This window comes from Pseudomonas sp. 39004 (assembly GCF_028682155.1).
In the GTDB taxonomy this organism is placed as follows: Bacteria; Pseudomonadota; Gammaproteobacteria; order Pseudomonadales; family Pseudomonadaceae; genus Aquipseudomonas; species Aquipseudomonas capeferrum.
In genome coordinates, this window is the sequence record NZ_JANIAG010000142.1 from 1 (window position 1) to 14,579 (window position 14,579).

At 63.1% G+C, this 14,579-nt stretch carries 13 protein-coding genes; 6 read left to right on the forward strand and 7 right to left on the reverse strand.

The genetic code is table 11. From position 1 onward, the window contains the following. The first annotated feature begins 239 nt into the window (after positions 1–239). The 6 genes from NP534_RS20630 to NP534_RS20655 all read left to right on the forward strand — a co-directional run bounded on the left by NP534_RS20630 (position 240) and on the right by NP534_RS20655 (position 7,920). Complete coding sequence (locus NP534_RS20630) at positions 240–1,883, forward strand: acetolactate synthase large subunit (RefSeq protein WP_033699916.1); 1,644 nt, start codon at positions 240–242, stop codon at positions 1,881–1,883. Between the two features lie 178 nt (positions 1,884–2,061). After that, positions 2,062–2,604 (forward strand): UPF0149 family protein, encoded by a 543-nt coding sequence (locus NP534_RS20635; protein ID WP_227696387.1) that lies wholly within the window; start codon positions 2,062–2,064, stop codon positions 2,602–2,604. Positions 2,605–2,765: 161 nt separating this feature from the next. After that, positions 2,766–3,395: a glutathione S-transferase family protein gene (locus NP534_RS20640; protein WP_274099923.1), complete on the forward strand. Its 630-nt coding sequence runs from the start codon at positions 2,766–2,768 to the stop codon at positions 3,393–3,395. Positions 3,396–3,422: 27 nt separating this feature from the next. Next, positions 3,423–5,453, forward strand: a complete 2,031-nt coding sequence (locus NP534_RS20645) for a pyridoxamine 5'-phosphate oxidase family protein (protein ID WP_274099924.1) — start codon at positions 3,423–3,425, stop codon at positions 5,451–5,453. Between the two features lie 82 nt (positions 5,454–5,535). Beyond that, the gene (locus tag NP534_RS20650; RefSeq protein ID WP_274099925.1) at positions 5,536–6,432 is read left to right on the forward strand and encodes a LysR family transcriptional regulator; all 897 of its coding nucleotides are present in this window, start codon (positions 5,536–5,538) and stop codon (positions 6,430–6,432) included. A 192-nt stretch (positions 6,433–6,624) separates the two neighbouring features. Then, a complete protein-coding gene (locus NP534_RS20655) occupies positions 6,625–7,920 on the forward strand; it encodes an MFS transporter (protein WP_274099926.1) in 1,296 nt (431 codons plus the stop codon). 48 nt (positions 7,921–7,968) lie between these two features. Here the strand turns inward: NP534_RS20655 and NP534_RS20660 are convergent, their stop codons facing one another. The 7 genes from NP534_RS20660 to NP534_RS20690 all read right to left on the reverse strand — a co-directional run bounded on the left by NP534_RS20660 (position 7,969) and on the right by NP534_RS20690 (position 14,461). After that, positions 7,969–8,838 carry an aldose 1-epimerase gene (locus NP534_RS20660; protein WP_274099927.1) on the reverse strand — a complete coding sequence of 290 codons (870 nt, stop codon included), beginning with the start codon at positions 8,836–8,838 and terminating at the stop codon, positions 7,969–7,971. 25 nt (positions 8,839–8,863) lie between these two features. Next, complete coding sequence (locus NP534_RS20665; protein ID WP_186658251.1) at positions 8,864–9,787, reverse strand: EamA family transporter; 924 nt, start codon at positions 9,785–9,787, stop codon at positions 8,864–8,866. A gap of 51 nt (positions 9,788–9,838) precedes the next feature. Next, positions 9,839–11,119: a TRAP transporter large permease gene (locus NP534_RS20670; RefSeq protein ID WP_033699896.1), complete on the reverse strand. Its 1,281-nt coding sequence runs from the start codon at positions 11,117–11,119 to the stop codon at positions 9,839–9,841. Beyond that, positions 11,120–11,647, reverse strand: a complete 528-nt coding sequence (locus NP534_RS20675; RefSeq protein ID WP_033699895.1) for a TRAP transporter small permease — start codon at positions 11,645–11,647, stop codon at positions 11,120–11,122. A gap of 66 nt (positions 11,648–11,713) precedes the next feature. Continuing rightward, positions 11,714–12,685, reverse strand: a complete 972-nt coding sequence (locus NP534_RS20680; protein ID WP_033699894.1) for a TRAP transporter substrate-binding protein — start codon at positions 12,683–12,685, stop codon at positions 11,714–11,716. A gap of 65 nt (positions 12,686–12,750) precedes the next feature. Then, positions 12,751–13,629: a glucurono-1,5-lactonase gene (locus NP534_RS20685; RefSeq protein WP_274099928.1), complete on the reverse strand. Its 879-nt coding sequence runs from the start codon at positions 13,627–13,629 to the stop codon at positions 12,751–12,753. Positions 13,630–13,654: 25 nt separating this feature from the next. Further along, complete coding sequence (locus NP534_RS20690; RefSeq protein ID WP_274099929.1) at positions 13,655–14,461, reverse strand: NAD-dependent epimerase/dehydratase family protein; 807 nt, start codon at positions 14,459–14,461, stop codon at positions 13,655–13,657. Positions 14,462–14,579: the final 118 nt, after the last annotated feature.

The window sequence follows — 14,579 nt, forward strand, 5'->3', positions numbered from 1 at the left end:
CTGGCGTTTTTATAGCTATAGCCCTGTCTCCAGGCAAAGATGTTTTGTCCGTCCTGTACCTCTTCAACTGCGCTCAAGGGTGCGACAATTAATCCTGTTCGTACACGTGACTTTGCCCTGCCTAGCCTGCGTCAAGACTTAGGTTCGGGGCAACCTCGCGCCCGGATAGAGCGATGCCAGCGTGCCGTGCTGCGCATTTATGGACTTTCACCGTCCTATCACTTGAGGTAGAGAGCAAGATGGCCAAGGCCGCCGATGTCGTTGTGCAATGCCTGGAAAACGAAGGTGTCGAGTATGTGTTCGGCATTCCCGGTGAGGAGAACCTCGACCTGCTGGAATCCCTGCGCAAGTCGAAGATCAAGCTGGTACTGACCCGTCACGAGCAATCCGCGGGCTTCATGGCCGCTACCTATGGCCGCCTGACCGGCAAGACCGGCGTCAGCCTGTCGACCCTCGGCCCCGGCGCGACCAACCTGGTTACCGCCAGTGCCTACGCCTACCTCGGCGGCATGCCGATGATGATGATTACCGGCCAGAAGCCGATCAAGAAGTCCAAACAGGGCCGCTTCCAGATCATCGACGTGTGCGGCATGATGGACCCCATCACCAAGTACACCCACCAGTTCGCCTCGGCCGACAACATCCCTTCGCGCATGCGTGAAGCGTTCCGCCTGGCCGAAGAGGAAAAGCCCGGTGCCGTGCACCTGGAGCTGCCGGAAGACATCGCTGCCGAGCAGACCGATGCCATGCCGATCCCCCGCAGCCTGCACCGTCGTCCGCTGGCCGAACATGTGGCCATCGAAGCCGCCATCGAGAAACTGCGCACCGCGCGCAGCCCGATCCTGGTGATCGGCGCCGGTGCCAACCGCAAGATGACCGCCAAGGTCCTCAAGCAACTGATCGACAAGACCGGTATCCCATTCGTCACCACTCAGCTGGGCAAGGGCGTGGTCGACGAGCGCAGCCCGCGCTTCCTGGGTAACGCTGCGCTGTCGTCCGGTGACTTCGTGCACCGTGCGATCGAAGCCGCCGACCTGATCATCAACATCGGCCACGATGTGATCGAAAAGCCGCCGTTCTTCATGGTCCGTGGCGGCACTGAAGTCATTCACATCAGCTTCCGCTCCGCCGAAGTCGATGCCGTGTACTTCCCACAGGTCGAAGTGATCGGCGACATCGCCAACGCCGTCTGGCAGATCGCCGAAGGCCTGGGCGACACCTCGCACTGGGACTTCACCCGCCTGATGGCCATCCGTGAAGCCAACGAAGCCCAAATCGCCGAAGGCGGCGACGACGACCGCTTCCCGATCTACCCGCAGCGTCTGGTGGCCGACATCCGTCGCGTGCTGCCTTCCGAAGGCATCGTGGCCTTGGACAACGGCATCTACAAGATCTGGTTCGCCCGCAACTACAAGGCGCACAAGCCCAACACCGTGCTGCTCGACAACGCCCTGGCGACCATGGGCGCTGGCCTGCCGTCGGCCATGGCGGCGCACCTGGTGTACCCGGACCGCCCAGTGATCTCGGTGTGTGGCGACGGCGGCTTCATGATGAACAGCCAGGAGCTGGAAACTGCAGTCCGTCTGGGCATGCACGTTACCGTGGTGATTCTGCGTGACGACGGCTACGGCATGATCCGCTGGAAGCAGGCGAACATGGGCTTCACCGATTTCGGCCTGGACTACGGCAACCCGGACTTCGTCAAATACGCCGAAGCCTACGGTGCCAATGGCCACCGCGTGGATAGCGCCGAAGGCTTGCTGCCGCTGCTCGAGCACTGCATCAAGACCCCAGGTGTGCACGTGATCGACTGCCCGGTCGACTACAGCGAGAACGACCGCATCCTCAACAGCGAGCTGCGTGAGCGCGCGCTGGCGGTATAAAGCTTGACCGCCTGTTCGCGGGCAAGCTCACGCTCACAGGATTACAACTTGCCCAAGGGCGGTGTATTCCATGTGAGCGCGGGCTTGCCCGCGAATGCTTTGCGGCAGGCAACAAATACTTCGATCCATTTCCTCATGTGCTAGGGTGCAGGCCAAATCTTCACCCTAGGATCCCCACATGCTCCGCGCGCTCAGCGAAAAAGAACTCCACCGCCTTGAAGACCTGCTGATCACTTACGGCAACGATTATTCGGTGATCAACCTGGCCGAGCTCAATGGCTTTTTCACCGCCCTTGCCAGCTCGCCGGTCACTGTCCACCCCGAGCAATGGTTACCTGCCGTTGCAGGTGGCAAGGTGCCAAACTTCAAGAAGCCTGCGCATGAAGAGGCCTACACGGCGCTGATGTTGCGTTATGCCAGCCAGGTGGCGGAAGAGCTCGCTGACAACGTCGATCACTTCGAGCCGGTATTCGAAGAAGGTGAAGACGGGGTGATCATCATGGAGGAGTGGTGCTTCGGTTACATGCGCGGCACTCAGGTCGCTGCCTGGAGCGAGTTGCCTGCGGAGCAGGATCCCCTGCTCAAAGCGATCTCGCTGCACGGCCTCGAAGACAATTTCGAGTTGCTCGACCAAATGAGCGAGGACGACATTCAAGCCTGTGTCCCCCATGTAATCGACGCGGCACGCGCGTTGTACCGCTTCCATCGTCAGCGTCATTGAAGCGACCGCATCCCCTGTAGAAGCGGCCTGATGTCGCTTCTACCCTTATTGTTTCGCTGTGCGAAATTATCGTTTCCCTCCCGCGCTAATTCTGCTGCCTGTCGAATCAGTTCAACATGGCCTGTATCAGCCCATTCCGGTGCTGTCCAGGAGCCAAGCCCATGTCGAACCCAATCAAACTCTACAACTTCCCCAAGTCCGGCCACGCCCACCGCATTGAGCTGATGCTCTCGCTGCTGAACCTGCCCACCGAGCTGGTCTTCGTCGACCTGGCCAAGGGTGCACACAAGCAGCCCGAGTTCCTTGCCCTCAACCCGTTCGGCCAAGTCCCCGTCATCGATGACAACGGCACGGTCGTCGCCGACTCGAATGCCATCCTGGTGTACCTGGCCAAGCAGTACGACAACGGCACCTGGTTGCCCGAGGACCCCGCAGCCGCAGCCCGTGTGCAACGCTGGTTATCGGTTGCAGCAGGGCCCTTGGCGTTTGGCCCGGCCGCCGCTCGCCTGGTCACGGTGTTCGGTGCTTCGTTCAACACCGATGAAGTCATCGGTCGTGCCCATACCCTGCTCAAGGTGATTGACGCCGAACTGGCCAAGTCCCCCTTCCTGGCTGGCAGCACGCCCACCATCGCCGACGTCGCCAACTATTCCTATATCGCCCACGCACCGGAAGGCAATGTCTCGCTGGAGCCATACGCCAACGTGCGCAGCTGGCTGGCGCGGGTCGAGGCGTTGCCAGGTTTCGTGCCGATGCCGCGCACTGCGGCGGGCCTGCAAGCCACCGTTTAAGCCCCAGCCCGTCCGAGGAATGCCACCATGAATCAGCTCCCAGGCCATCGCTCGTCACCTTGGCACAGCGGTGAGAAAACCCTGCAGGAAAAGGTCGGTGTGTCGGAGCGCATGGAGGTGTTCGGGCAGAAGGTAATCCGCGACCACATGCCCGATCAGCATCGCGCGTTCTATCAGCAACTGCCGTTCATGGTGGCGGGCAGCGTGGATGCCTACGGCAAACCGTGGGCGACCCTGCTCGAAGGCCCGGAAGGCTTCGTCAGCTCGCCCCACCCGCGGCAGCTGATGATCGATGCGGACCTCAACGCAGATGACCCTGCCACCCAAGGCTTGGCGGGCGGGCAGGCGATCGGGCTGCTGGGCATCGAACTGCATACCCGCCGGCGCAACCGCATCAACGGCATGATCAGCCAGGCAACCAACGGCCAGCTGCAAGTGAGTGTGGAGCAGTCGTTCGGCAACTGCCCGCAGTACATTCAACGGCGCGACTACACCCGTATTGATGAGCCCGCACAAGGTCGCTTCGATGCGACAGCACTCGATGCCCGCGCCGTTGCCATGATCGAGATGGCCGATACCTTTTTCGTCGCAAGCTACGTCGACCACGAAGACGGCCAGCGTTCGGTGGACGTGTCCCACCGCGGCGGCCGGCCAGGGTTCGTCAAGGTCGAAGGCAACCGCCTGAGCATTCCCGACTACGCCGGCAACCTGCACTTCAACACGCTGGGCAACTTGCTGGTCAACCCCTTGGCTGGCTTGCTGTTCATCGACTTTGCCACGGGCAATGTACTGCAGTTGTCCGGGCGTGCCGAGGTGATACTGGACAGCCCTGCCATCACCGCCTTCGAGGGGGCTGAGCGGCTGTGGACCCTGGAGGTCGAGCGGGTGGTGTGGCGCCCGAAAGCGGTGTCGTTGCGCTGGGCGTTCCAGGAATACGCGCCGACCAGCCTGATGACCGGTACCTGGGCAGAGGCCGACACGCGCCTGCAGCAGCGCGAGCGCCAGCGCCAGTGGTTGGCGTGGCGCGTGGTGCGCTTGGAGCAGGAGAGCCGGGGTATACGCTCCTTCTACCTGGCGGCAGATGCACCCGTGCAGTTTGCGCCGGGGCAGCATATCCCTGTGCGTATCGCGCTGGGCAGTGACGCCCCGCTGGTGCGTACTTACAGCGTCTCCAGCGCGCCGTCGGACGGCTACCTGCGCATCAGCGTCAAGGCCCAGGGCCCGGCCTCGCGCTATCTGCATGAACGCATCGCTGTGGGTGACCTGCTCGACGTGCGTCTGCCCATGGGCAGTTTTACCCTGGATGAGCAAAGCGAACGGCCGATCGTACTGATCGGCGCGGGCGTGGGCATCACCCCACTCATCGCCATGTTGCGCGAGCAATTGGCCAAGCGCCAGGCCCGACGTATACACCTGTTTCACGGTGCGCGCAGCCTGGCGGATTTGCCGTTCCAGCAGGAGCTGGCCAGCCTGCAGCGGCAGGCGGGCGCGCTGTTGAGCCTGCACCGCTGCCTCAGCCAGCCTGAAGCAGGTGCCGTGCTGGGCCGCGACTACGAGCATGCTGGCCGGTTGGGCATCGAACAGGTGAAGGCCACGCTGACGCTGGATGACTATGACTTCTACCTGTGCGGCCCCGCCCGTTTTACCCAGGACCTGTACGAAGGGTTGCGCACCGTGAACGTTCCCGACGCTCGCATCCATGCCGAAGCCTTCGGGCCCTCGACGCTCAGGCGGCACACCGATGACGACCAGCCTGTGCTGCAACAGCCGCCGGCTGCGAGCGAACCCGTGCCGGTGTACTTTGCCAGCTCGGCCAAGGAGGCGCGCTGGGCACCGGGCAGCGGGACCTTGCTGGAGCTTGCCGAGGCGCGCGGGCTGTCGCCGGACTTCAGTTGCCGGGGCGGTTCATGCGGCACCTGCAAGACCCGGGTAGTGAGTGGCCAGGTGCATTACCCGAACCCGCCAGCAGAAATGCCTGATGAGGGCACGGTGCTGATCTGCTGTGCAGTGCCGGCCAACGTGGGGGAGGGCGGGCAGGCCCTGGTGCTGGAACTTTGATGCGGTCTGCAAGGGCTCTTGCAGCAGCACAAAACCTGCTGATACCCGATAATCCCCCAACCCCCTACGCCCAGGAGCTGGCATGGACCACATCCACCTGATGAAGGTATTCGTCGCGGTCGGCGAGCTGGAAAGCTTCGCCGCCGCTGCCCGCCGGCTGGACATCTCGCCTGCGGCGGTGACGCGTGCTGTCAGTGCACTGGAAGAGCAACTGGGGGTCAAGCTGCTGCTGCGCACCACGCGCAGCGTGCGCCTGACCGAGGCGGGCGGTCGCTACCTGGAAGACACCCGCCACATCCTTGCCAGCATCCTCGAAGCCAACGAGGCGGCCGCTGGCATCAACGCCACGCCCAAGGGCGATCTGGCCGTCACTGCGCCGATCCTGTTCGGCAAGAAGTTCGTCATGCCGTGCATCGTACGGTACCTGCAGCAGTACCCCGAAGTGGATGTGTCTGCCTACTTTCTCGACCGCATCGTCAACATGGTCGAGGAGGGCATGGACGTGGCCGTGCGCATCGGCCCGCTACCAGACTCGGGGCTGAAGGCACTGCGGGTGGGCAGGGTGCGGCGCATGCTCTGCGCCTCGCCCGACTACCTGGCGCGCCATGGCGTACCGCAGCACCCCTCGGATTTGCCGGGCCATGCGGTAATCGGCACCACCAACCTTTCGCCCCGGGCGGGTTGGCGCTTCGGCGTCACCGATGAACCGACCCTGGTGCGCATGAAACCTCGGCTGACAGTGACCAGCAATGACGGGGCGATTGCCGCAGCCAGCGGTGGGTTGGGGATTGCACGGTTGTTGTCTTACCAGGTGGCGGACGAGGTGGCGAGTGGGCAATTGCAGGTGATTCTTGCCGAGTACGAAGAGGCGCCCTGGCCGATTCATGTGTTGCACCGTGAGAGCAAATACGGATCGGCCAAGGTGAGGGCATTCATCGACATGCTGGCCCATGAGCTGCGGGCTCAAGGATTGGATTGAGGTCGTACAACTAGCCTTTTCTCTGCCGAAAGTATTTGTGGCTGGCGGCTTGATCAGCTCATGCATTGATAATTTATGTTGTACGACGACCTACGACATGGCAATCTTTCGCCTGAAACAAATTGTCTCAATTAGCCGCTGCCGGCCTTGAGCTAATCACCCGCACCTCTAAGAATAATATTCAGGTGAACCATGAAGATGAAAGGCATCCGTTGGTGGATGGTCAGCCTTGTCACGGCTGGGCTCGTCGTCAACTACCTCGCCCGCAATACCCTCTCGGTGGCTGCCCCCACCCTGATGACCGACCTCTCCATCACCACCGAGCAATACGCCAAGATCGTTGCTGCCTGGCAGGTGTGCTACGCCCTCATGCAGCCGATCGCTGGCTGGTTCATCGACTTCATCGGCACCAAGCTGGGTTTTGCCGTGTTCGCCATGGCCTGGTCGGTGGCCTGTGCCGGCGCTGCCTTGGCCACGGGCTGGCAGAGCATGGCGTTCATGCGTGGGCTGCTAGGCATGACCGAGGCGGCGGGCCTGCCCGCCGGCGTCAAGGCCACCACCGAGTGGTTCCCGGCCAAGGAGCGTTCGGTGGCCATCGGCTGGTTCAACATCGGCTCCTCGCTCGGTGCATTGCTGGCGCCTCCCCTGGTGGTGTGGGCAATCCTGCACAGTGGCTGGCAGCTGGCCTTCGTCATCGTCGGGGCGTCCGGCATCGTCTGGACTTTGCTGTGGATGCTGTTCTACAAGCACCCGCGTGATCAGAAGCGCCTGAGCAGTGACGAGCGCGACTACATCCTTGCCGGCCAGGAAGCACACTTCAAGGAAGAGAAACGTGAGAAGGGCGCCTGGAAGCGTATCTTCAAGACCCGCAACTTCTACGCCATCGCCTCGGCGCGGATTCTCTCGGAACCGGCCTGGCAGACCTTCAATGCCTGGATCCCGCTGTACCTGATGACCGAGCGGCACATGAACATCAAAGAAGTGGCGATGTTCGCCTGGCTGCCGTTCCTTGCCGCCGACATCGGTTGCGTGCTCGGTGGTTACCTGAGCCCGCTGTTCCACCGTTACTTCAAGGTGTCGTTGTTCACCTCGCGCAAGATGGTGCTGGTATTCGGTGCCAGCTGCATGATCGGCCCAGCGTGCATCGGCTTGGTGGAAAGCCCGTACACCGCGATCCTGCTGCTGTGTATTGGTGGCTTCGCGCATCAGACGCTGTCAGGTGCGTTGTACTCGATCACCTCGGACTCGTTCAGCAAGGACCAGGTGGCGACCGCCACGGGCATGGGCGGGATGTGCGGCTACCTGGGCGCGGCAGTGTTCACCTTGGTGTTCGGCATCCTGGTGACGCAGATTGGCTACAGCCCGCTGTTCGTGGTGCTGGCGGCGTTCGATATCGTGGCCGCGGTGCTGGTGTGGAAGGTCGCGCGGGAGGTGCGGGGGGCGTCGGATGACAGGCCTGCTGCGGTCGCGGCTGGGGCTCTGGCGTAAGGCGTGTGATGTTGGGGCTGCGCAGCAGCCCCACTCCAGGCAAACCCGTTACAAGGCCTGGTATTGCATCCTGAAGCCCAGGCTCATTTCTTCACCCTGTTGCAGCAATCGCAAGCCTGGTCGCCCTGGCAGATGGTGCGCATTGATCGGGTGGCTGACCGGTTCAAAGCAGAAGAACGCCTTGCCCGGTGGGCAGAACAACAAGAAGTGCTCGCAGCCACTGGCCGTGCAGGCCAGGGAATATCCCGCGCTGGGCTGTTCGATCACGCAACTGCCAGGCCAACCCCCAAACGCATGATCGACACCCGTCGCTGGCAACGCGCCCGGCGCCTCGAAACACCAGTCTGCAGGCACCTCTGCCAGGTATGACGGCAGCCGGCCTTCTTCCGCCAGCCACACATGCTGCGCCGCAGCCTGTAGCCGGGTGTCGGGGTAGCGGGGGAAGTAAGGGTGCAGCCCCAGCCCGTACCAGGTGGCAGCTTCATCCAGGTGGGTAACATGCAAGTCAAGGTTCAGGCAGCCCTCATGCAGGTGCACATCCAGCGTCGCCCGGTAGGCAAATGGCAGCGTACTGTCGAGCGACAGCCGGGCGCGGCGCTCGCTGTGGTGGTCCACATGCCAGGCTTGCTGCCAGGCGCTGCCATGAATCGGGTAGGGGTCGTGGGCGGTGTTGGGCGGCAAGGCCAGCCAGCCCTCGGGCCGTGCGAAGCCCCCTTCGGCAATCCGGTTGGACCACGGCGCCAACGGGTAGCAGGCCAACTGCCGCGGCGTACCGCTGGCCAGCGCGGCCGGGTCGGAGTGGCGCAGTAGCGCCTGCCCGGTCGCCTTCACCTGCCAGTTGATCAGGCTGGCGCCCAGGTCGGGCGTGAGGCTCAATCGGGTCAGGTGGTCTTGCAGGTGCAGTTCGGTCACAGCCATCAGTGGCTCCTTCGAAAGTGTGTGGTCAGCTCGCCCGGCGGTAGGTCAGCAGCACGATGCCGCACACCACCACGGCCCCGCCGATCAACTGCAGGGTGCTCAGGCGTTGATCGAGCAACGCCCAGCCCAGCAGCAAGGTGGCGATCGGCTCGATATTCATCACCGGCGCGTTCTGCGCCATGTTCAGCCGTGGCACACAGACAAACAGCAGGGTAAAGGCCACGCCATACAGCACCACCAGGCTGGCCAAGGCCGCCCAGCCGCTGGCGCTGACGGGCATCGACAACCCCGACGGCATCACCCCGCTGACGCCGGCGACCAGCATGCTGGAGAACACGATCAGCAAGGTCAGCAGGCTGCGTACCGGGCCGCGCACGGCTGCCAGTTTGTGATCGGTGATCCACAAGGCGCAGGCGAAGACACATGCAGCGCAGAATGCCAGGCTGACACCCAGGGCCCAGTGCGGGTTGGCATCGCCACTGTCGGCCAGCCGTGCCGGCACATCCAGCGCCAGCACCAGGCCACAGAGGATCAGGCCCATGAACAGCACGGTACGGCCGGTCGGGCGTGCACCGCCCAGCGCCCAGCTAAGCAGTGCCAGCAACATCGGGAAGGTATTGCCCACCAGCAGCGCCAGTGCCACCGGAATGCGCGCCACCGCCGAATACAGGCACAGGCTCTGCGTGGCGATCAGCAGGCCGAGCAGCAATTGCCAGCGCCGTGTGCCCGCCGGCATGCCGAGTGCCTGGCGCTGCCACAGCAGCAGGCCAGCCAGGACCAGGAAGGTAATGCCTGAGCGGCAGAGGATCGCCAGCAGCACGCCGGTGCCGTCATCGAACGCGATGCGCGCGGCGATGTGGTTGGCGGCGAACGCGCACGCCAGCAGCGCCAGCAGGGCAATGGCCAACTTGCGCGGAAAGAGGGTTGCGACAGAAGAGGGGACAGCCATGTGCAGGATCCATTTGCAGAGAACGGGGCTGCAGCGCAGCCCCATTGGCATTTACAGCACGACGCTCGGCAGCCACAGCGATATGGCCGGGATGTAGGTCACGGCCATCAACACCATGAACAGCGCCAGGTAGAATGGCAGCAGCGCCTTCACCGTGGCCTCGATGCTCACCTTGCCGATGGCCGACCCCACGAACAGCACCGCACCTACCGGTGGTGTGATCAGCCCGATGCCCAGGTTCACCAGCATGATCATGCCGAAGTGCACCGGGTCCACGCCGATGCCGGTAATCACCGGCAGCAGGATCGGGGTAAGGATCAGAATCAGTGGCGCCATGTCCATCACCGTGCCCAGCAGCAACAGCATGAAGTTGATGCACATGAGGATCACATAGCGGTTGTCCGACAGGGTCAGGAACGCCGTGGTGATCTTCGAGGGGATCTGCATCAGCGTCATCACGTAGCCAAAGCTTGCGGCAAAGCCGATCAGGATCATCACGATCGAGATGGTGCGTACCGTGCGGTGCATCAGCTTGGGCAGGTCACGCCACTTGTAGTCGCGGTAGATGAACATGGTCACGAAGAACGACCAGACCACCGCCACGGCCGCCGACTCGGTCGCGGTGAACACGCCCGACAGAATACCGCCGAGGATGATGACCATCGCCATCAACCCCCACAGCGCCTCACCGGCGATTTTCAGGGCCTGGCGCAGCGGGATCACTTCACCTTTGGGGTAGTTGCGTTTCCTCGCGAAGATCAGGCACAGGCCCATCATCACTGCGCTCAGCAACAGCCCGGGCATGACCCCGGCCATGAACAGCGAGGCGATCGACACCGTGCCGCCGGCGGCCAGCGAGTACAGCACCGAGTTGTGGCTGGGCGGGGTCAGCAGCGCCTGCACCGAGCCACTGACGGTCACTGCGGTAGAGAACTCACGCGGGTAGCCCTTGCGCTCCATTTCCGGGATCAGCACCGAACCTACCGACGCGGTGTCGGCCACGGAAGAGCCAGAGATTGCGCCAAAGAAGGTCGAGGCCATGATGTTGACCAGCGACAGCCCGCCGCGCACGAAGCCCACCAGCACCCCGGCGAACGCCACCAGCCGGCGTGACATACCGCCTTCGGCCATGATCGCGCCTGCAAGCACGAAGAACGGAATCGCCAGCAGCGAAAACTTGTTAACCCCACTGGCGACCTGGATCATCATCGCCTGCAGCGGGATGTCGATCCACCAGGCGCCGATCAGTGCCGATAGACCCAGCGCATAGGCCACCGGCATGCCGATCAGGATCAGCGCGATGAAACTGCCCAACAGAATGAACGCATCCATTTATGCCGCTCCTTCGCTTTCTTCTACCTGGTCGAAGCGCACCGCCTTGCGGTTGCTCTGATCGCCCAGCAGGAGTTTTTCCAGCACGAACATCAACGTCAGCACGCCACCGACGGGGATCGGCGCGTACGTCATGCCCACCCGCACACCGGGCAGCGAGGCCAGCGACTGGTTCCAGGTGGTGATGCACAGCTTGGTGCCGTAGTAGGTCATGAACACGCACACCACGATCATCAGCAGTTGCACCAGCAGCGCGACCAGCTGGCGCTGCAGCGGTGGCAAACGGTCGGTGATCATCCCCACCGCCATATGCGCCCCGGCGCGGTAGCTGGCCGCGGCACCGACGAATGTGAACACCACCATCAGCAGGATCGAGACCGGCTCTGGCCAGCTGGAGCCGGTGCCCAGCACGTAGCGGGCGAAGATGCCCCACGGAATGATCAGCGTCATGGTCAGGATCGACAGGCCCGCGATCCAGATGCAGCTGCGGTACAGCGTGTCGTTCACGCTCAGGAAAAGCGATTTCATAGGCATCACCAAAGCGGCAGGGCGGCGGCCGCCGCACTGCCGAGGTCGTCTTGGAAGGGGCCGGTATTACTGGACGGCGTCGATACGCTTCATCAGGTCGGCGTACGGCGCGCCGTACTTCTCGCGCACCGATGCAGTGGCCTCGAAGAACGGTTTCTTGTCGACGGTGATGAACTCGACGCCTGCAGCCTTGAGCTTCTCTTCGCTAGCGGAGGACTTGGCGTCCCACAGCGCACGTTCTTCCATCTGCGCCTCACGTGCGACCTTCTTCACCAGTGTTTGCTGCTCGGCGGTGAGCTTGTTCCAGGTGGTCTTGGACATCACCACCGGCTCCGGCAGGATCAGGTGGCCGGTGAGGGTGTAGTACTTGGCACTCTGGAAGTGGTTGTGTTCGAGCAGGGTCGGCGGGTTGTTTTCGGCGCCGTCGATCACGCCCGTCTGCAGGGCGCTGAAGATCTCGCCGGTGTCCATGGCGATGCCGTTGCCGCCCATGGCGTTCATCATGTCGATGAACAACGGGTTGCCCTGCACGCGGATCTTCATGCCCTTGAGGTCTTCCAGGCTGCGTACCGGTTTTTTCGTGTAGATGCTGCGCGAGCCACCATCCATCCAGGCCAGTGCCACCAGGTTGAATTCGGAGTTGGTGATCTTGTCGAGGATCTCCTGGCCGATGTCGCCGTCGATGATCTTGCGCATGTGCTCATGGTCGCGGAACACGAAGGGCATGTTGAACACATTCACATCCGGCACCACCGGGCCGACGATACCCAGGCTGACCCGAGTCATCTGCACGGCACCGATCTGCGCCTGCTCGATCACTTCCTTCTCGGAGCCGAGTACCCCACCGGCGAACATCTTGAAGGTGATTTCGCCATTGCTGGCGGCTTCGAGCTTCTTGCCCATGTTCTGTTCGGCGACCACGGTCGGATAGCCGGCCGGGTGGATTTCGGCGAACTTGATGTCCAGCGCGGAGGCCGGCATCGACAGGCTGAAGGCGAAGGGGAGTACGGCAAGGAGCAGCTTGCGTTTGAAGGTCATGTTGAAACTCCGTGGTTTTTATTATCCGGTTTCGTTTGTGCGAGCGTTGTTGGCAGTGCGGTTGCTCAGCCTCGGTAGGCGGGCTCCTCCAGGCCTTTGACGCCGAGTTCGAAGGCAAATACCCCACCGGCCAGCGGCTGGTCGGAGAGGTCGATGCCCGCAGGGCGGATCGAGGTGACGAACAGGGTGTCCAGGTTGGCGCCGCCAAAGGCGCACATCGCGGGTTTCTTCACCGGTACGTTCAGTGAGCGGTCGAGGCGGCCATCGGGGGTGAAGCGGTGGATCTGGCCGGCGTCGTTGCCGCAGATCCAGTAGCAGCCATCCTGGTCGATGGCGGCGCCGTCGGGGCGGCCAGGGAAGGCCTGCATGTCGACGAACAGGCGTTTGTTGTGGGGCGTGCCGCTGTCGATGTCGTAGTCGAAGACCCAGATCTTCTGCACGTTGGGGTGCGAGTCCGAGAGGTACATGCGCGTGCCGTCGGGGCTGAAGGCCAGGCCATTGGGCACGATCATGCCGTCTTGCTGCAGGTGCAACTGCCCTTCGCCGTCATGCCGGTACAGCGCCCCGACCGGAGCGCCTTGCGGCATGTCCATCAGCATGGTGCCAGCCCAGAAGCGGCCTTGGCGGTCGCAGCGGCCATCGTTGAAGCGCATGCCGCCCAGGGCATGTTCGACGCTATTGAGCAAACGGCTGTCGAGGCTGCCATCGGCCTGGGTTTCGAGGGCGAAGATGCCGCTCTCCATCCCTGCAATCCAGCCCTGTTCGGTGCGTGCGATGCAGGCCAGCATTTCGTCACCTTGCCAGGTGTGGTGGGCACCGTCAGGCTGCCAGCGATGCAGCTGGCGGGCGGGGATATCGACCCAGTACAGGGCTTGTTCGGTGGGGTGCCACACAGGGCTCTCGCCGGTACCGTTGCGGGCGTCGACGATCAGTTCGCAATTCATGGCCGTGCCTCCTGGCGCGCTGGGGTCAGTTGAACGGTCCGGCCACGGCGAAGGCGCCGCCCTGATAGACCATGCTCGGGTCATCGGCGGCAGGCGCCGGTTGCGCTTCGACCGCTTCGCGGAACACCTCGGAGGTGTCTTTGGGCTCATAGCCCAGGTGCGCGGCATGGCGGTTGTCCCACCACACGGTGCGGTTGTCGGAGGCGCCATAGACGACGGTGTGGCCGACGTCGGGCGTGAACAGCCCGCGCTCGATCAGTTGCATCAGGTCGTCGTAGCTGAGCCAGGTGCACAACATGCGCGGGTTCTGCGGTTGCGGGAACGACGAGCCGATGCGAATGCTCACGGTCTCGATGCCATAGCGGTCGAAGTAGAAGCTGGCGACATCCTCGCCATAGCACTTGGACAGCCCGTAGTAGCTGTCGGGGCGGCGCGGGGCGTGGGCGTCGATGCGCTCGTCCTGGCGGTAGAAGCCGATGGTGTGGTTGGAGCTGGCGAAGATGATGCGCTTGACCCCATGCTTGCGCGCCGCCTCGTAGACGTGGAACACGCCGCAGATGTTGGGGCCGAGGATGTCTTCGAAGGAATGCTCGGTGGACACGCCGCCGAAGTGGATGATGGCGTCTACGCCTTCGACCAGTGCATGCACAGCGGCTTTGTCGGCGAGGTCGCAGGTCACGACTTCTTCATGCGGGCCCGCGGCGGGCGCCATCGGGCTGATATCGGAAAGGCGCAGGACCTCGGCGTAGCCTTGCAGGCGTTCGCGAAGGACCTTGCCCAGGCCGCCTGCGGCTCCGGTGAGCAGCAGGCGATTGAGGGGGGTAGTGGTCATGGCCGGCTCATTGTTAGTTGTTGTAGGTTGTCGTATGACTGCGTTGATTATTGGCAGTGGCGTTGGCTGTTGTCAATGAGGCGTGTGCGGCTTCGCCTGGTTAGGTGGTCAACTGTAG

What these genes read in the sequence shown, in the direction of transcription:
- NP534_RS20640 (WP_274099923.1), top strand. Translation starts at nt 2,766, where the DNA reads ATGTCGAACCCAATCAAACTCTACAACTTCCCCAAGTCCGGCCACGCC.
- NP534_RS20665 (WP_186658251.1), bottom strand. Translation starts at nt 9,787, where the DNA reads ATGGCTGTCCCCTCTTCTGTCGCAACCCTCTTTCCGCGCAAGTTGGCC.
- NP534_RS20635 (WP_227696387.1), top strand. Translation starts at nt 2,062, where the DNA reads ATGCTCCGCGCGCTCAGCGAAAAAGAACTCCACCGCCTTGAAGACCTG.
- NP534_RS20670 (WP_033699896.1), bottom strand. Translation starts at nt 11,119, where the DNA reads ATGGATGCGTTCATTCTGTTGGGCAGTTTCATCGCGCTGATCCTGATC.
- NP534_RS20650 (WP_274099925.1), top strand. Translation starts at nt 5,536, where the DNA reads ATGGACCACATCCACCTGATGAAGGTATTCGTCGCGGTCGGCGAGCTG.
- NP534_RS20630 (WP_033699916.1), top strand. Translation starts at nt 240, where the DNA reads ATGGCCAAGGCCGCCGATGTCGTTGTGCAATGCCTGGAAAACGAAGGT.
- NP534_RS20660 (WP_274099927.1), bottom strand. Translation starts at nt 8,838, where the DNA reads ATGGCTGTGACCGAACTGCACCTGCAAGACCACCTGACCCGATTGAGC.
- NP534_RS20655 (WP_274099926.1), top strand. Translation starts at nt 6,625, where the DNA reads ATGAAGATGAAAGGCATCCGTTGGTGGATGGTCAGCCTTGTCACGGCT.
- NP534_RS20645 (WP_274099924.1), top strand. Translation starts at nt 3,423, where the DNA reads ATGAATCAGCTCCCAGGCCATCGCTCGTCACCTTGGCACAGCGGTGAG.
- NP534_RS20680 (WP_033699894.1), bottom strand. Translation starts at nt 12,685, where the DNA reads ATGACCTTCAAACGCAAGCTGCTCCTTGCCGTACTCCCCTTCGCCTTC.
- NP534_RS20690 (WP_274099929.1), bottom strand. Translation starts at nt 14,461, where the DNA reads ATGACCACTACCCCCCTCAATCGCCTGCTGCTCACCGGAGCCGCAGGC.
- NP534_RS20685 (WP_274099928.1), bottom strand. Translation starts at nt 13,629, where the DNA reads ATGAATTGCGAACTGATCGTCGACGCCCGCAACGGTACCGGCGAGAGC.
- NP534_RS20675 (WP_033699895.1), bottom strand. Translation starts at nt 11,647, where the DNA reads ATGAAATCGCTTTTCCTGAGCGTGAACGACACGCTGTACCGCAGCTGC.